This window comes from Nocardioides jensenii JCM 1364 = NBRC 14755, from assembly GCF_001552535.1.
Lineage (GTDB): Bacteria > Actinomycetota > Actinomycetes > Propionibacteriales > Nocardioidaceae > Nocardioides > Nocardioides jensenii.
In genome coordinates, this window is the sequence record NZ_BCRJ01000030.1 from 1 (window position 1) to 14610 (window position 14610).

12 protein-coding genes and 1 riboswitch are annotated in these 14610 nt (G+C 68.8%); of the genes, 8 read left to right on the forward strand and 4 right to left on the reverse strand.

Annotated features, from left to right (window positions below):
• Nucleotides 1-86 precede the first annotated feature (86 nt).
• Nucleotides 87-192: riboswitch (glycine riboswitch) on the forward strand.
• A 94-nt stretch (nt 193-286) separates the two neighbouring features.
• The 4 genes from gcvP (at nt 287) to NJ4_RS08430 (ending at nt 6284) form a co-directional block, all read left to right on the forward strand.
• Nucleotides 287-3163 carry an aminomethyl-transferring glycine dehydrogenase gene (gene gcvP / locus NJ4_RS08415; RefSeq protein WP_067432996.1) on the forward strand — a complete coding sequence of 959 codons (2877 nt, stop codon included), beginning with the start codon at nt 287-289 and terminating at the stop codon, nt 3161-3163.
• Complete coding sequence (locus NJ4_RS08420; protein ID WP_067432997.1) at nt 3160-4512, forward strand: serine hydrolase domain-containing protein; 1353 nt, start codon at nt 3160-3162, stop codon at nt 4510-4512. Before gcvP ends, NJ4_RS08420 begins: the two co-directional genes overlap by 4 nt.
• Nucleotides 4513-4636: 124 nt before the next feature.
• Entirely contained in the window at nt 4637-5200 is a 564-nt protein-coding gene (locus NJ4_RS08425) for a TOPRIM nucleotidyl transferase/hydrolase domain-containing protein (RefSeq protein WP_067432999.1), read from the forward strand.
• Between the two features lie 124 nt (nt 5201-5324).
• Nucleotides 5325-6284, forward strand: coding sequence for a class I SAM-dependent methyltransferase (locus NJ4_RS08430; RefSeq protein WP_217996803.1), 960 nt, complete (start codon nt 5325-5327; stop codon nt 6282-6284).
• Between the two features lie 322 nt (nt 6285-6606).
• Here the strand turns inward: NJ4_RS08430 and NJ4_RS08440 are convergent, their stop codons facing one another.
• The 4 genes from NJ4_RS08440 to kstD all read right to left on the reverse strand — a co-directional run bounded on the left by NJ4_RS08440 (nt 6607) and on the right by kstD (nt 10450).
• Entirely contained in the window at nt 6607-7221 is a 615-nt protein-coding gene (locus tag NJ4_RS08440) for a DUF222 domain-containing protein (protein WP_067433007.1), read from the reverse strand.
• 32 nt (nt 7222-7253) lie between these two features.
• Nucleotides 7254-7676 carry a hypothetical protein gene (locus NJ4_RS08445; RefSeq protein ID WP_067433010.1) on the reverse strand — a complete coding sequence of 141 codons (423 nt, stop codon included), beginning with the start codon at nt 7674-7676 and terminating at the stop codon, nt 7254-7256.
• Between the two features lie 168 nt (nt 7677-7844).
• Complete coding sequence (locus tag NJ4_RS08450; RefSeq protein ID WP_067433012.1) at nt 7845-8729, reverse strand: MaoC/PaaZ C-terminal domain-containing protein; 885 nt, start codon at nt 8727-8729, stop codon at nt 7845-7847.
• A 47-nt stretch (nt 8730-8776) separates the two neighbouring features.
• A complete protein-coding gene (gene kstD / locus NJ4_RS08455) occupies nt 8777-10450 on the reverse strand; it encodes a 3-oxosteroid 1-dehydrogenase (RefSeq protein WP_067433014.1) in 1674 nt (557 codons plus the stop codon).
• A 76-nt stretch (nt 10451-10526) separates the two neighbouring features.
• On the opposite strand from kstD, the gene NJ4_RS08460 reads away from it, so the two are divergent.
• The 4 genes from NJ4_RS08460 (at nt 10527) to hsaA (ending at nt 14610) form a co-directional block, all read left to right on the forward strand.
• The gene (locus NJ4_RS08460) at nt 10527-11315 is read left to right on the forward strand and encodes a 2-keto-4-pentenoate hydratase (RefSeq protein ID WP_067433016.1); all 789 of its coding nucleotides are present in this window, start codon (nt 10527-10529) and stop codon (nt 11313-11315) included.
• Between the two features lie 10 nt (nt 11316-11325).
• Nucleotides 11326-12243 carry an acetaldehyde dehydrogenase (acetylating) gene (locus NJ4_RS08465; RefSeq protein WP_067433017.1) on the forward strand — a complete coding sequence of 306 codons (918 nt, stop codon included), beginning with the start codon at nt 11326-11328 and terminating at the stop codon, nt 12241-12243.
• Between the two features lies 1 nt (nt 12244).
• Nucleotides 12245-13354, forward strand: a complete 1110-nt coding sequence (gene dmpG, locus NJ4_RS08470) for a 4-hydroxy-2-oxovalerate aldolase (protein WP_082748303.1) — start codon at nt 12245-12247, stop codon at nt 13352-13354.
• Nucleotides 13355-13443: 89 nt separating this feature from the next.
• On the forward strand, nt 13444-14610 hold the full coding sequence (gene hsaA / locus NJ4_RS08475) for a 3-hydroxy-9,10-secoandrosta-1,3,5(10)-triene-9,17-dione monooxygenase oxygenase subunit (RefSeq protein ID WP_067433020.1): 1167 nt from the start codon (nt 13444-13446) through the stop codon (nt 14608-14610).

Sequence of the window (14610 nt, forward strand, 5' to 3'; positions counted from 1 at the left end):
CACTCGATGTGGCGGGCCGGACTGCGTCCGGAGGGTGACTGCCAAGGCCGGGATCCGTCGCGCCGGTGATAGGTTTGCCGCGCTGACAATCCCGCACGGGAGAGTCTTCTCGGTCGCTGCTCGCGATCGTGGAGCGCCGAAGGGGCAACCCCTCCCCGGAACCTCTCAGGCGCCAAGGACCGTGCGGGCTGGCAACTCTGGAGTGGCGCGTGCAGCCTGCGCGCGATGACAGAGGGGGAGGTGGGGTGTGCGACCGCATTCCCCCTGCCAGCCACTTGGAGTCCACGTGTCAGACCGCCAGACGCTCGCCGATCTCGACAACGCGCTGCCGTTCACCGAGCGCCACATCGGCCCGCAGGCCGACGAGATCGAGACGATGCTCGCCCGCCTCGGCTACGCCGGCCTCGACGAGCTGATGAGTGCTGCGGTCCCCGGCGGGATCCGCAGCGCCGCGGAGCTCGAGCTCCCGACCGCCGCGACCGAGTCGGCCGTCGCCAAGGAGCTGCGTGAACTGGCGGCCAGCAACCGGCCGGCGGAGTCGTTGATCGGGCTGGGCTACCACGGCACCCTGACCCCGGCGGTCGTTCGCCGCAACGTGCTCGAGGACCCTAGCTGGTACACCGCCTACACGCCCTACCAGCCGGAGATCTCCCAAGGTCGTCTCGAGGCGCTGATCAACTTCCAGACCATGGTGGGCGATCTGACCGGCCTGCCCACCGCCAATTCCTCCCTCCTCGACGAGGGCACCGCGGCGGCCGAGGCGATGACTCTGGTCCGCCGTGCCGACAAGAGGGCGAGCGGCCCCTTCGTCATTGACGCCGACGCCCTGCCGCAGACCATCGAGGTGGTCAGGACCCGTGCTGAGGCGATGGCCATCGAGGTCGTCGTGGCCGACCTCTCTGACGGCCTGCCCGATGGTGACCTGTGCGGCGTGCTCGTGCAGTATCCCGGTGCGTCCGGACGCATCCTCGACCCGCGCGCGGTCATCGAGGAGACCCACGCCCGCAACGGCCTCGCTGTCGTGGCCGCCGACCTGCTCGCCCTCACCCTCCTGGAGGCACCGGGAGAGCTGGGCGCCGACGTCGTCGTCGGATCCTCCCAGCGCTTCGGGGTGCCGTTGTTCTACGGCGGTCCGCATGCCGGCTTCATGGCGGTCAAGGCCGGGCTGGAGCGCCACCTGCCCGGGCGTCTGGTGGGCGTCTCGGTCGACGCCGAGGGGCGTCCGGCGTACCGCCTGGCCCTGCAGACCCGCGAGCAGCACATCCGCCGTGACAAGGCGACCTCGAACATCTGCACCGCCCAGGTCCTGTTGGCCGTCACCGCTGCGATGTACGCCGTCTACCACGGCCCGGCCGGCCTGAAGGCGATCGCTACCCGCACCCACCGCTACGCCGCTGTGCTGGCCGAGGTGCTCGTCGCCGGCGGCCTCGACGTGGTGCACCGCGAGTTCTTCGACACCCTCACGGTGCGGGTCCCCGGCCGCGCGGCCGAGGTGGTCGCCGCCGGCCGCTCCCTGGGCCTGCACCTGCGTCACATCGATGACGACCTGGTCGGTCTGTCCACGTCCGAGACCACCACGCGGTCCACGATCACCAGTCTGCTCAAGGCATTCGGCGTCACCGCCGACATCCACTCGGTCGACGGGACGACCGACGATGCCCTCCCCACGGCCCTGGTCCGGGAGACGACCTACCTCGAGCACGTGGTGTTCAACAGCCATCACAGCGAGACCGCGATGCTGCGCTACCTGCGCCGGCTCTCCGCGCGTGACTACGCCCTCGACCGCGGCATGATCCCTCTGGGCTCTTGCACGATGAAGCTCAACGCGACCACCGAGATGGAGCCGATCAGCCTCCCCGGCTTCGCCGACCTGCACCCGTTCGCGCCCGCGGCCGACGCGTCGGGCTACCAGCGGCTGATCACCGACCTCGAGGGCTGGCTGGCCGAGGTCACTGGCTACGACCGGGTCTCCATCCAGCCGAACGCCGGCTCCCAGGGCGAGCTGGCCGGGCTGCTCGCGATCCGCGGCTACCACCGGAGCAACGGTCAGGGCCAGCGCGAGATCTGCCTGATCCCGTCGTCGGCTCACGGCACCAACGCTGCGTCCGCGGTGATGGCCGGCATGCGGGTCGTCGTGGTGAAGGCGGCCGACGACGGCTCAATCGATCTCGACGACCTGCGGGCCAAGTGCGAGCAGCACGCCGACGACCTGGCCGCGATCATGGTCACCTACCCGTCCACGCACGGCGCCTACGAGGACTCGATCACCGACCTGACCAAGATCGTGCACGACCACGGGGGTCAGGTCTACGTCGACGGCGCCAACCTCAACGCGCTCCTCGGCTACGCCAAGCCGGGCGAGTTCGGCGGCGACGTGTCGCACCTCAATCTGCACAAGACGTTCTGCATCCCTCACGGGGGCGGCGGCCCCGGCGTCGGGCCGGTCGCCGTACGCGCGCACCTGGCCCCTTATCTGCCCTCGCACGGACAGCACCCCGTCGAGTCGATGCGATCGGGCATCGGCCCGATCAGCGCGGCGCCGTACGGTTCGGCGGGCATCCTGCCGATCTCGTGGGCCTACATCCGCCTGATGGGTGGCGCGGGGCTGACCCGCGCGACCGCGGTCGCGGTCCTGTCCGCCAACTACATCGCCGCCCGTCTCGGTGCGCACTACCCGGTGCTCTACAAGGGCCACGGCGGGCTGGTGGCCCACGAGTGCATCCTCGACCTGCGCGGCCTCACCAAGGAGAGCGGCGTGACCGTTGATGATGTCGCCAAGCGGCTGGTCGACTACGGGTTCCACGCCCCGACGATGTCGTTCCCCGTGGCCGGCACGCTGATGGTCGAGCCCACCGAGTCAGAGGACCTGGCCGAGATCGACCGGTTCTGCGACGCGATGATCGCCATCCGCGAAGAGATCGCCACGGTGCAGGCAGGGGAGTGGACCCCCGAGTCCTCGCCGCTGCGCGGTGCTCCGCACACCTCACGGGCCCTGGTCGGCGACTGGGACCGGGCCTACACCCGTGAGCAGGCGGTCTTCCCGGCCGGGCCCGACCCGGACAAGTACTGGCCGCCGGTGGCCCGCATCGACCAGGCGTACGGCGACCGCAACCTCGTCTGCGCCTGCCCGCCGCCCGAGGCATTCGCCGAGGACGACGCGTGACTCTGCCCGTGGGCCCAGCGAGCCCGGTCGAGCCGCTCACCGCCCGACGGCTGCTCGCCACCATCGCGCGCACCCAGGTCAGCGGCAGGGTGCCCTCGATCGTGGCCGGCCTGGTCCGTGACGGCGATCTGGTCTGGTGCGACGGCTTCGGTGAGGTGCCCGGTGACCCGGCCGACACGCAGTACAAGATCGGCTCGATCACCAAGACGCTGACGGCTGTGCTGATTCTGCAGCTCGTCGATGAGGGCGCCCTCGCACTCGAGGACACCGTCGGCTCCGTCCTCGGCGACATCGGGTATGCCGACCGCACGATCCGCAGCCTGCTCGCACACAATTCGGGGATGCAGGCCGAGCCGAACGGCTCCTGGTGGGAGCGCTCGCCCGGCCTCACCTTCGACGACCTGGCGGCCGCCAACGACGGCAGCGACGCGGTGCTCCCGGCCGGGGAGCAGTTCCACTACACCAATCTGGCCTACGGGCTGCTCGGAGAGATCGTGGCTCGCCTGCGTGGCGACACGTGGTGGGCCAACGTCCAGACGCGCATCCTCACACCCCTGGGCATGCCGCGGACGTCGTACCAGGCCGAGGGTGTGCACGCCCAGGGCACCAGCATCAATTCGTTCTCCGGCGAGGCGACTGACGAGCCACACCCCGACACCGGCGCGATGGCACCGGCCGGCCAGCTGTGGAGCACGGTCACCGACCTGGCGACGTACTGCACGTTCCTGCTGAACGGCCACCCCGAGGTCCTCTCGAGGGAGTGGCTCGAGACGGCGTACATCCCGCAGTCGGGGGCACTGTCCTCCGGGCTCGCCTCTGGGCATGGCCTCGGGTTCCAGATGCATCGGGGCGGCTCCGGAACGCTGGTCGGTCACACCGGATCGATGCCGGGCTTCGTGGCCACGTGCTTCGTCGACCGGCTCCGTCGCACCGGGGTGGTGGCATTCGCGAACGCCATGACCGGGCTGCCGGCGACCGGCCTCGCCACGGCCCTGTTGGAGGAGCTCGAGGCGAGCGAGCCGACGCTGCCGACGCCGTGGCGCCCGTCGACCGGCGTGCCCGACTCCGTCCGGGACGTGCTGGGCGTCTGGCACTGGGGCCCGACCATGTTCGTGTTCTCGTGGGAGGGCGACGAACTCGTGGTGCGCAAGGACGGCGTCGTCGGCTACCGCTATCGCCTGCGCGACGGCGAGCTGGTTGGAACTGCCGGCTACCAGCTGGGGGAGACGCTGCGGGTGGTGCGCAACGACGACGGGTCCGTCAACCACCTGAACCTGGCCACCTTCATCTTCACGCGGGCGCCGTACGACCCGCAGGCCCCGATCCCCGGCGGACTCCCGCAGGGATAGGCGTTTCACGTCGACACGCAGGACCCGGACGAGGAAGAGGCGCTCCACGCCTGATTCCGCCGAGTGCCTGCCGGCGACCGATTCGTGCGCGAGCTCTGATGGTCGGTCGTGACAGGCTGGCTCCATGAGCCGCGCGGTGGTCCTGGTCGAGGGCGAGAGCGACCGCAACGCCGTACTCGCCCTGGCGGCTCGGCTCGGCCGCGAGCTCAACGGCGTCGAGGTGGTGGCGATGGGCGGGGCGACCAACATCGGGCACGCCCTCGTCCGGTACGGCCCGGACGGGCTCGATCTCGAGCTGCACGGCCTCTACGACGAGGCCGAGGAGGGATACTTCCGTCGCGGGCTCGAGCGTGTCGGGCTGGGCAACGCATCAGGCCGTGGACTGGGTCGACAGGAGATCGCCGCCCTCGGCTTCCACTGCTGTGTGGTCGACCTCGAGGACGAGCTCGTGCGTGCCCTCGGTGTGCCGGCGGTCGAGGCGATCATCGAGGCTGAGGCCGAGACCCGCTCATGGCAACGATTCCTGGCACAACCGGACAGGCTCGGCCACCCCATGACCCAGCAACTGCGACGGTTCATGGGCACGAAGTCCGGCCGTAAGATCCGGTACGGCGGCCTGCTGGTGGGCGCGCTCGACCTCGATCGGGTGCCGCCGCCACTCGCTGCTCTGTTCTCAGGCCTGTGCTGAGTGGTGTGAAAGATTGGGTATAGTGGCTGTTCTTGCATGCCGATGAACCCGTCACACGGCACAGTGGTGCGACCGGGACGCCCACGTCCGAGGACGTCTCACACCCACTGATTGGGTGATCGTGGTGTCGTTGCTCCTGCGGCTGCTCCGAGTGGCCGACTGGCTTCTGGTCATTCCACTCGTCCCCGCGGCGGCATTGCTGAAGCTGGTCCGGCGCGCTGGCCTCCACCGACTCCCGATGGCCCACGCCACCTTGCGGCGAGTCGGTGTGCTGCCAGTCCGCAACCACTACTACGAACCGTGGGTGGAACGCGCGATGCTGGAGCGGCCGTTGGACGAGGAGCGTCCCCTGCCTGGCATCAATCTCAACGAGTCGGGTCAAGTCGACTTCATCCGGTCGTTGAAGTACGCCGACGAGCTCCTCGACCTCGAAGATCCACCTGGAACCCCGCTCGGTTATCAGTTCGGGAACCGGATGTTCGAACAGGGTGACGCCGAGCTTCTCTACAGCGTGATCCGCGCAGGGCGACCCGCCCGGATCTATGAGATAGGCAGCGGACACTCCACGCTGGTGGCCCGCAAGGCCATCGTCGCCAACCAACGTGAAGATGACGGCTACAGCTGCGAGCATCTGTGCGTCGAGCCCTATGAGGCCGATTGGTTGGAGCGCACCGGCATCCGCATCGTGCGGGAGCGGGCGGAGAAGCTCGGCGCCGAGTTCTTCGCAGCACTCGATGAAGGCGACCTGCTCTTCATCGACTCGTCGCACATCATCCGGCCACAAGGTGACGTGCTGTTCGAGTTCCTCGAACTGCTGCCGTCGTTGCGCCAGGGCGTCACGGTGCACGTGCACGACATCTTCACACCGCGCGACTACCCGGAGGAGTGGGTGATCGACGTGCAGCGGCTGTGGAACGAGCAGTACCTGCTCGAGGCGTTCCTCTCGCACAATCACGATTGGTCGATCGTGGCGGCAGCGAACCACCTCAGGCATCACCACTTCGGTGACTTCCAGGCAGCGTGTCCGAATCTGCGGGAGGAGCACGAGCCAGGGTCGATCTACCTCCGACGGGTCTCTGCCTGATTCTGTGGATCAGGCGGGTTCAGGCCGGCGGAGGCAGCGCGGGTGGGGCCTGGGACCGATGGACGTCGCCGGTGGGGGTGACCGTCTCCACCTCGTGTCGGCCCGGTCGGGGATCGCTCACGCGGGTGCGCCATCCGGGCGCCTCCTTGGTCAGGTTGTGGCCTTCACAGACCCCCTGCCCGTTGGCGCGGGTGCTTTCGCCGCCGTTGGCGTGACGCTCGGGATGGTCGATGTCGTCAATGGGCCGTTCACACCCTTGCATGCGACAGGTCTGGTCACGGCCGCGGATGAACGCCTTGTCGGTCTCTGAGTGCCACCGTCGCTACGGATCCCGGTCGGTGGCGACGCCCGTGACCGGATCGGTGAAGATGCGCCGCAGCCACACCGGTGCGTCGGGCTGGTTGGCCAGGTCGCGTGCGCTCTGTGCGGGCACCGGCGTGCCGTCGCCCATGCGTGCCGAGCGGTCCGAGAAGCCGAGCAGCGTGTCGGGTGTCATCACGAGGCCGACCTCCACCGGGACGAGCTCGGCCTTGGTCTGACCGGTCAGCCGCTCGACGAACAGATCCGCCATCAGCTGGCTCACGGAGCGCAGGTCGCCCTTGGCCTTGATCGCCTCCGCCGAGGCCTTCAGATTGGCGAAGACGGACACTCCCTGGGCCACCGGCAGCAGGCCGGTCACACAGGTCATGGTGTTGGGCGTCGGCCGGATCGTCACGCGTCGCTGGGCGGCAGCTTTGGCGACTCGGCGTACGGCGGCCTCTGCGTCGAGTTCATTCGCGATGGCGCGTGCCCGGTTGCCCACCTGGCGTGGCGTGAGGCCGAGCGCCTTGGGCTCCTGGATCTCTCCTGTCCTGGTGTCGACGGCCGTGGCGCAGAGCCGGGCATCGACGGTCTTGCGGTCCTCGACAGTGAGGATCGCGGTCTCGTTGGTGAGCACGCTCGCGGTCCACTCACTGATCTGCCCGCGCGTCAGCAGGCCATGGCGCGGGCGAACGAGAGGTGACGGGCACCCAGTGACGTGGAGGTGCCGCGGGCCAGAGCGACCTGGTCGCCGATGCCGCGACCCAGGTCGCGCTCGAGCCGGTCGGCCTTCGCCTCCAGACCGGCGTCTCTGGCTTCGTGGGCTGCATCTTGCTGGCGCTGGAGCTGCGACTGCTCGAACACACTGGTGATGCGGGCCTGAGCCGCGGCGGTGGCCGCCTTCAACCTCTCGAGCGCACGGAGCTGCTCGACGCGCGCGACGTCGTTGCCCGGGGCAGTCAACTGCGGGGCGCCGTCGAGCTCGGCGAGGTCGTGAACCATGCGCTCGAGCTTCGGAGGCGCGGCATGCTCACTCACCCGCAGGACGCCCGGGGCGACCTGTTCGACGAGAGGAGCAGCCGTTGTGGTCATGTGCTCAAGTCAAGCCGTGGCCACCGACAGTGAGGCCGCCAGAACGCCCTCGAATCTCAACTTGTGAGACAGCAGCGAAAGAACTCCTGTGGCAGCGCCATCTGGTCGACCGCCTCAGGTTTGTGCACCAGCTCGTCCAGCCGAACGATTCTCGACGCAGCGCCCAAGTCAGGCTTTGGTGAGCACGCAGTCGGCCAGCACGGGGGACCCGTCGCGCTGCTCGTGCTCGCTGGCGATCGTCGCACTGATGACCACCCGGTCACCCTCGTCCCAGGCCTGCACGCGGACCGTCTCGCCCGGGAAGACGACACCGGCGAAGCGCGCCGAGAAGCCGCCGACACGAGCGGCGTCGCCGTCCAACAGCAGGTCGGTGACCTCGCGCAGCACGATGCCGTAGGAGCACAGCCCGTGCAGGATCGGCGCGGGGAACCCTGCGCCCTTGGCGAACGCCGGGTCAGCATGCAAGGGGTTGCGGTCGCCACAGAGGCGGTAGAGCAGTGCCTGGTGGGGAGTGACGGCGTACGACGCCTCGGCGTCGGCCTCGCGCTCGGGGAGCTCGACCTTGGTTGAGGGGCCACGGTCACCGCCCCAACCTCCTTCGTTGCGCACGAAGATGGAGGAGCGGACGGTCCAGAGATGCTCGCCGTCCACGCCGAAGGCCTCGCCCAACTGCACGATGACGGCGGCCTTGCCCTTGTCCCAGACGTCGGAGATCGTCGTCTTCAGCGTGGCCGTGCCAGAGGCCGGGATGGGCGCATGTACGACGACCTCCTGCGAACCGTGCAGCACCATCTGCAGGTCGATGTCGCACCCGGGCAGATCGAGCGAGGGCTGCGTGGTCTCGTGGAACGTGGGCGCCACGACACCGAACGACGGCAGCACCTGCAGCTGGTCGTCGTCGAGCGTGTAGCGCAGGGCGCCGGCGTCGACGTTGTCACCCGTGCGGGAGCCGGCACCGATGCCGAGGTGATAGAGCAGCACGTCGGACTCGGTCCACGAGAACGTGCGGTCGGGGAGTGCGGCGCCGACGGCGACCGTGGTGTCGATGGGCATGTGCCTACCTTCTCAGTGCAGGGGTGGAGTGCGGGGTGATCTCTCGCTCAACGGGAGTCAGCGCCGGTGGAGTCGGCAATGTCGTTGGCGGCGATCCACCCGAAGGTGATCGCCGGCCCGATGGTCGCGCCGGCCCCGGCGTAGGTGTGACCCATCACGGCCGACGAGACGTTGCCGGTGGCGTAGAGGCCGTCGATGACGGAGCCGTCGGGACGCAGGGCGCGCGCTTTCGCGTCGGTGACGATGCCGCCCTTGGTGCCGAGGTCGCCGGGGACCACCTTCACGGCGTAGAAGGGCCCCTCGCCGATCACGCCCAGCGACGGGTTGGGAGTGACTCGTGGGTCGCCGTAGTAGCGGTCGTAGGCCGAGTCGCCGCGGCCGAAGTCGAGGTCCTTCCCGGTTCGGGCGTAGCCGTTGAAGGTCGAGACCGTGTCGGTGAGCGCATCGGCGGGAACCCCGATCTTCTCGGCCAGGCCGGCCAACGAACCGGCCTTCACGATCACCCCGGACTTGAGCCAACGGCCGGGGAAGGGCTGGCGCGGGCCGAGCCCGGCGAACAGGTAGCGGTTGCGGTAGCGCTGGTCGATGATCATCCAGCTCGGGACGTGCTCGACTCCGGTCGCCTCGGCGGAGTCATACATCGCGTGCACCGCGTCGACGTAGGGCGCGGCCTCGTTGGCGTAGCGGTTGCCGGCCTGGTTCACGATGATCGAGCCGGGCAGGTTGCGCTCGGCCAGGCAGAACCACGGTCCGCTGGGCAGCGGGATCGACGGGCCCCACCAGGCGTCGTCCATGAGCGCCAGCTCGGCGCCGATCTTCTCGCCGGCCAGGATGCCGGCGCCGGTGTTGCCGGCCGCGCCGGTGGTCCAGTCAGAGCCGATGGGGGAGCGCTGGTGCTTCTGGCGCATCTCGGCGTTGTGCTCGAACCCGCCGCAGGCCAGGATCACCCCGCGGCGCGCGGTGAGCACCTGCTCGGTCCCGTTGCGGGTCACCACGACCCCGGTGACCCGGCCGTCCTCGACCTCGAGGTCGGTCAGCGGCGTCTCGTACCAGACCGGGATGTCACGGTCGATCAGGCCCTTGCGCATCCCGATCATCATCGCCATGCCCATGCCGTACATCCGCTTGCCGAGTGCCATGGTCAGCATGCGGGTCAGGAAGACCTTGATCATCGTGAGCGGGCCGCCGATCGTGCGCAGACCCAACGAGATCTTGCGGAAGTCGGCCTGCGTGACGACCATGCCGGCGGGCGCCTTGGTGTAGGACTTCGTCAGCCGGTCCAGCTCGGCGCCGATGACATGACCGTTGATCGGCTTGGGCTCGACGCTGCGACCGTTGGCCTGGCCGCCGGGGGCCTCGGGGTAGTAGTCGCTGTACTGGGGCACCCAGGTGAAGTCCGCGGCCGAGTGGTCGCGCACGAACTGCAGCGCGGCCGGGCCGTTCTCGACGAACGCATCGATGCGATCGCGTGGGACGTCGTCACCGATGATCGAGTAGAGGTAGCGCTTGACCTCGGTGTCGGGCTGGACCTGCCCGGCCTTCTGGAGCGCATAGTTGTTGGGGATCCACACGCCGCCGCCGGAGCGGGCCGTGGACCCTCCGAAGCCGTCGGTGCTCTCGATCACGAGAGTGTCCAGGCCGCGTTCATGTGCTGCCAGCGCTGCGGTGAACCCGCCTCCGCCGGTGCCGACGACGATGACGTCGTACTCGGTCTTCGACAACGTTCCTCCGCTGCTAAGTCCCGCTGAACGGGCACCCACTTCCGCAAAAACTGTAACAGGTTCTACCATGGGGGTCATGTTCTCCGACACCCTGAGGGCCGAAGTCGCCGCGGCGCTGGCCGACGCCGAACGGAGCCGCGTCGCTATCGCGCCGCTGCGTCAGACCTGGCCCGAGATCGACGTGGTCGACGCCTATGAGATCCAGTTGATCAACATCCGCCGGCGCTTGGCGCGCGGCGTCTCGGTCAACGGCCACAAGGTCGGACTCTCGTCGAAGGCGATGCAGGAGATGATGGGTGTCGACGAGCCCGACTACGGCCACCTGCTCTCGGACATGCAGGTCCGTTCGGGGGTCCCGGTGCGAGTCAGTGACTACTGCACTCCACGGGTGGAGGTCGAGGTCGGCTTCATCCTCGGCGCCGCCCTGCCCACCGAAGGCTGCACCGAGGACGACGTCATCGACGCCACGGAGCACGTCGCCCCGGCGATCGAGCTGATCGACTCGCGCATCGTCGACTGGGACATCACGATCGCCGACACGATCGCCGACAACGCCTCGAGTGCCGGCTACGTCCTGGGCGACGAACGGGTTCGTCCCACTGACCTGGACCTGCGCGCCATCGAGGCGCGCCTGCTGTGCAACGGTGACCAGGTGGCAGAAGGGCGATCCGACGCAGTGCTGGGCAACCCCGTCACCGCGGTCGCCTGGCTGGCCAACAAGGTCGGCTCGTTCGGGGTCACGCTCGAGGCGGGTCACGTCATTCTGCCGGGAAGCGTGCACCGCGCGATCGACGTCCACCCCGGAGACGACTTCGAGGCGGTCTTCGACGGCCTCGGCAGCGTTCGACTGACCTTCACCGACTGAGGAGAGACCCATGACCAGGCTGACCGCCGCGATCGTCGGACCGGGCAACATCGGCACCGACCTGCTCTACAAGCTGCTGCGCAGTGCCGAGAACGGCGGAAGCATCGAGCCACGGTGGATGATCGGCGTCGACCCGACCTCGGAGGGCCTCAAGCTGGCCGCCGGCAAGGGTCTCGAGGCCTCCCACGAGGGCGTCGACTGGCTGCTCAAGCAGGACGAGCTGCCCGACCTGATCTTCGAGGCCACCAGCGCCTATGTGCACCGGGAGTACGCGCCGCGCTACCGGGAGGCGGGCATCCGGGCCATCGACCTGACCCCGGCCGCGGTCGGGCCCGCGGTGATCCCGCCGGTCAACGGCGAGGAGCACGTCGACGCCTGGAACGTCAACATGATCACCTGCGGGGGACAGGCCACCATTCCGATGGTGGCCGCCGTCTCCCGCGCCAGTGCGGTGTCGTACGCCGAGATCGTGGCGTCGGTCTCCAGCGCCTCGGCCGGCCCGGGCACCCGCGCCAACATCGACGAGTTCACCCGTACGACGAGCGCGGGCGTGGAGTCGATCGGTGGGGCCGCACGAGGCAAGGCGATCATCATCCTGAACCCGGCCGAGCCGCCGATGATCATGCGCGACACCATCTTCTGCGCCGTCGCCCCCGACGCCGACCGCGACGCGATCGCCGCCTCCGTGCACGAGATGGAGCGTGCCGTGCAGGAATACGTCCCGGGCTACCGGCTGCTCCAGGAGCCGCAGTTCGACGACGCGTCGGAGGCGACCCAGGGCCAGACCAAGGTCAGCATCTTCGTCGAGGTCGAGGGGGCCGGCGACTTCCTGCCGCCCTACGCCGGCAACCTCGACATCATGACCGCAGCCGCCGCCCGCGTCGGTGAGAACATCGCGCGTTCGATCATCGCGCAGAGGGGTGCCTGACATGGCCTTCCTGACCACCCCCGAGACCAACCAGCTGGCCCGTCGCTGGGCGGACCTGGCCACGGCCGAGCAGGTCACCGAGCAGACCGTGGGCCTCGACCTGCGGCTGACCGACACCTGCCTGCGTGACGGATCCCATCACAAGCGCCACCAGTTCGTGCCGCAGGAGGTGCGCGACATCGTGGCCGCACTCGACGGCGCCGGGATCCCGGTCATCGAGGTCACCCACGGCGACGGGCTCGGCGGCTCCTCGTTCAACTACGGGTTCTCCAGGACTCCCGAGCAGGAGCTGATCAAGCTCGCCTCGGAGACCGCCCGACGGGCCAAGATCGCCTTCCTGATGCTTCCCGGGGTCGGCACCAAGGACGACATCCGGGCGGCTCAGGACAACGGTGGCCAGATCTGCCGCATCGCCACCCACTGCACCGAGGCCGACACGTCCGGGCAGCACTTCGCGTTGGCGCGTGAGCGCGGCCTGGAGACCGTCGGATTCCTGATGATGAGCCACACCCAACCGCCCGAGGTCTTGGCCAGGCAGGCCCGGATCATGGTCGACGCGGGTTGTCAGTGCGTCTATGTCGTCGACTCCGCGGGGGCGTTGATCATGGAGGGCGTCGGTGACCGGGTCGCCGCCGTGGTCGCCGAGATCGGCGGCGAGGCGACGGTGGGCTTCCACGGCCACGAGAACCTCGGCCTCGGCGTCGCGAACACGGTGATCGCGGCCAGGGCCGGGGCCACCCAGATCGACGGCTCCGTGCGGCGGTTCGGCGCGGGTGCGGGCAACACGCCGTTGGAGGCGTTCATCGGCGTCGCCGACAAGCTCGGCTGGAAGACCGGTGTCGACTTCCTGCAGGTCGTCGATGCCGCCGAGGACGTCGTACGCCCCGCCATGCCGGAGGAGTGCACGCTGAACCGGATGACGCTGATGATGGGCTATGCCGGCGTCTACTCCAGTTTCCTCAAGCACGCCGGCAATGCGGCCGAGCGGTACGGCGTCTCCGGCGCCCAGATCCTGCTCGAGGCCGGGCAGCGCAAGCTGATCGGCGGCCAGGAGGACCAGCTCATCGACATCGCCCTGCAGCTGAAGGCGAAGCAGGACGCCAACCGCTGAGGAGCGTGGTGGCGCGTCGGGTCCTCGCAGAAAACAAGAACGTGTTCTAGTATTGGTCGGGAGATCCCACCAAGCCAGGAGAACACGACATGTCGAAGCACGTCCTCGAGGCGGTTCGCGACCTGCTCCCCACCTTCCGGGAGCGCGCCGACGAGGCCGAGAAGCTGCGCCAGGTCCCTGACGCGTCGGTCAAGGCCCTGGAGGAGACCGGGTTCTTCCGGATGCTCCAGCCGCAGCGCTTCGACGGTCTCGAGAGCGATCCGGTCGACTTCTTCACCGCGGTCAAGGAGATCGCCTCCGCCGACGGGTCGACGGGCTGGATCTCCTCGGTGCTGGGCGTCCACCCCTGGCAGGTTGCGTTGTTCCCCGACGAGGCACAACAGGCCGTGTGGGGCTCCGACACCGCAACGCGCCTGTCATCCTCCTACGCTCCGACCGGAAAGGCGACGCTGAGCGACGGCGGCTACACCCTGTCCGGCAAGTGGTCGTTCTCCAGTGGTTCGGGGCACGCCAGCTGGGTGCTGCTGGGTGGACTCGTGTTCAACGAGGACGGGAACGTGGTCGACTTCAAGACCTTCCTGGTGCCACGCGACGACTACGAGATCCTCGACGTCTGGAACGTGGTCGGCCTGCGTGGCACCGGATCGAACGACATCGTGGTCGACGACGTCTTCGTCCCGGCCGCGTTCACGCTCTCGATGAGCGACACCGGCCGTTGCTTCGGGCCCGGTCAGGAGCAGAACATCGCCGACCTCTACAAACTGCCGTTCCACTCTCTGTTCACCACCACCATCAGCAGCCCGATCGTCGGCATCGCCACCGGTGCCTACGCCGAGCACGTGGACATGCAACAGAAGCGGGTACGCGCGGCGTACCTCGGTGAGAAGGCGTCCTCGGACCCGTTCGCCGCGGTGCGTATCGCGAAGGCGGGCTCCGAGATCGACGCGGCCTGGGCGCTGCTGATGAACAACATCCGTGAGGAGCAGGCCCACGTCGCGAAGGCCGAGAAGATCCCGCTCCAGCTGCGGCTGAAGGTACGCCGCGACCAGGTGCTCGGCACCCAGCGCGCGATCGACGCGATCGACGCGCTGTTCGAGGCCTCGGGTGGTCGTGCGCTGGCCGAGGGAACGTACCTGCAACGGGCCTGGCGTGACGCGCACGCCGGCCGGGTGCACGCGGCCAACGACCCCGAGCGCGCCCTGAAGATGTTCGGCGACCTCGAGTTCGGCCACAAGATCGACCCGGGGATGTACTGA

Coding starts and splice junctions, on each gene's coding strand:
- NJ4_RS08425 (WP_067432999.1), top strand. CDS start 4,637: ATGAGCCGCGCGGTGGTCCTGGTCGAGGGCGAGAGCGACCGCAACGCC.
- NJ4_RS08445 (WP_067433010.1), bottom strand. CDS start 7,676: ATGACCACAACGGCTGCTCCTCTCGTCGAACAGGTCGCCCCGGGCGTC.
- NJ4_RS08450 (WP_067433012.1), bottom strand. CDS start 8,729: ATGCCCATCGACACCACGGTCGCCGTCGGCGCCGCACTCCCCGACCGC.
- NJ4_RS08460 (WP_067433016.1), top strand. CDS start 10,527: ATGTTCTCCGACACCCTGAGGGCCGAAGTCGCCGCGGCGCTGGCCGAC.
- NJ4_RS08465 (WP_067433017.1), top strand. CDS start 11,326: ATGACCAGGCTGACCGCCGCGATCGTCGGACCGGGCAACATCGGCACC.
- dmpG (WP_082748303.1), top strand. CDS start 12,245: ATGGCCTTCCTGACCACCCCCGAGACCAACCAGCTGGCCCGTCGCTGG.
- hsaA (WP_067433020.1), top strand. CDS start 13,444: ATGTCGAAGCACGTCCTCGAGGCGGTTCGCGACCTGCTCCCCACCTTC.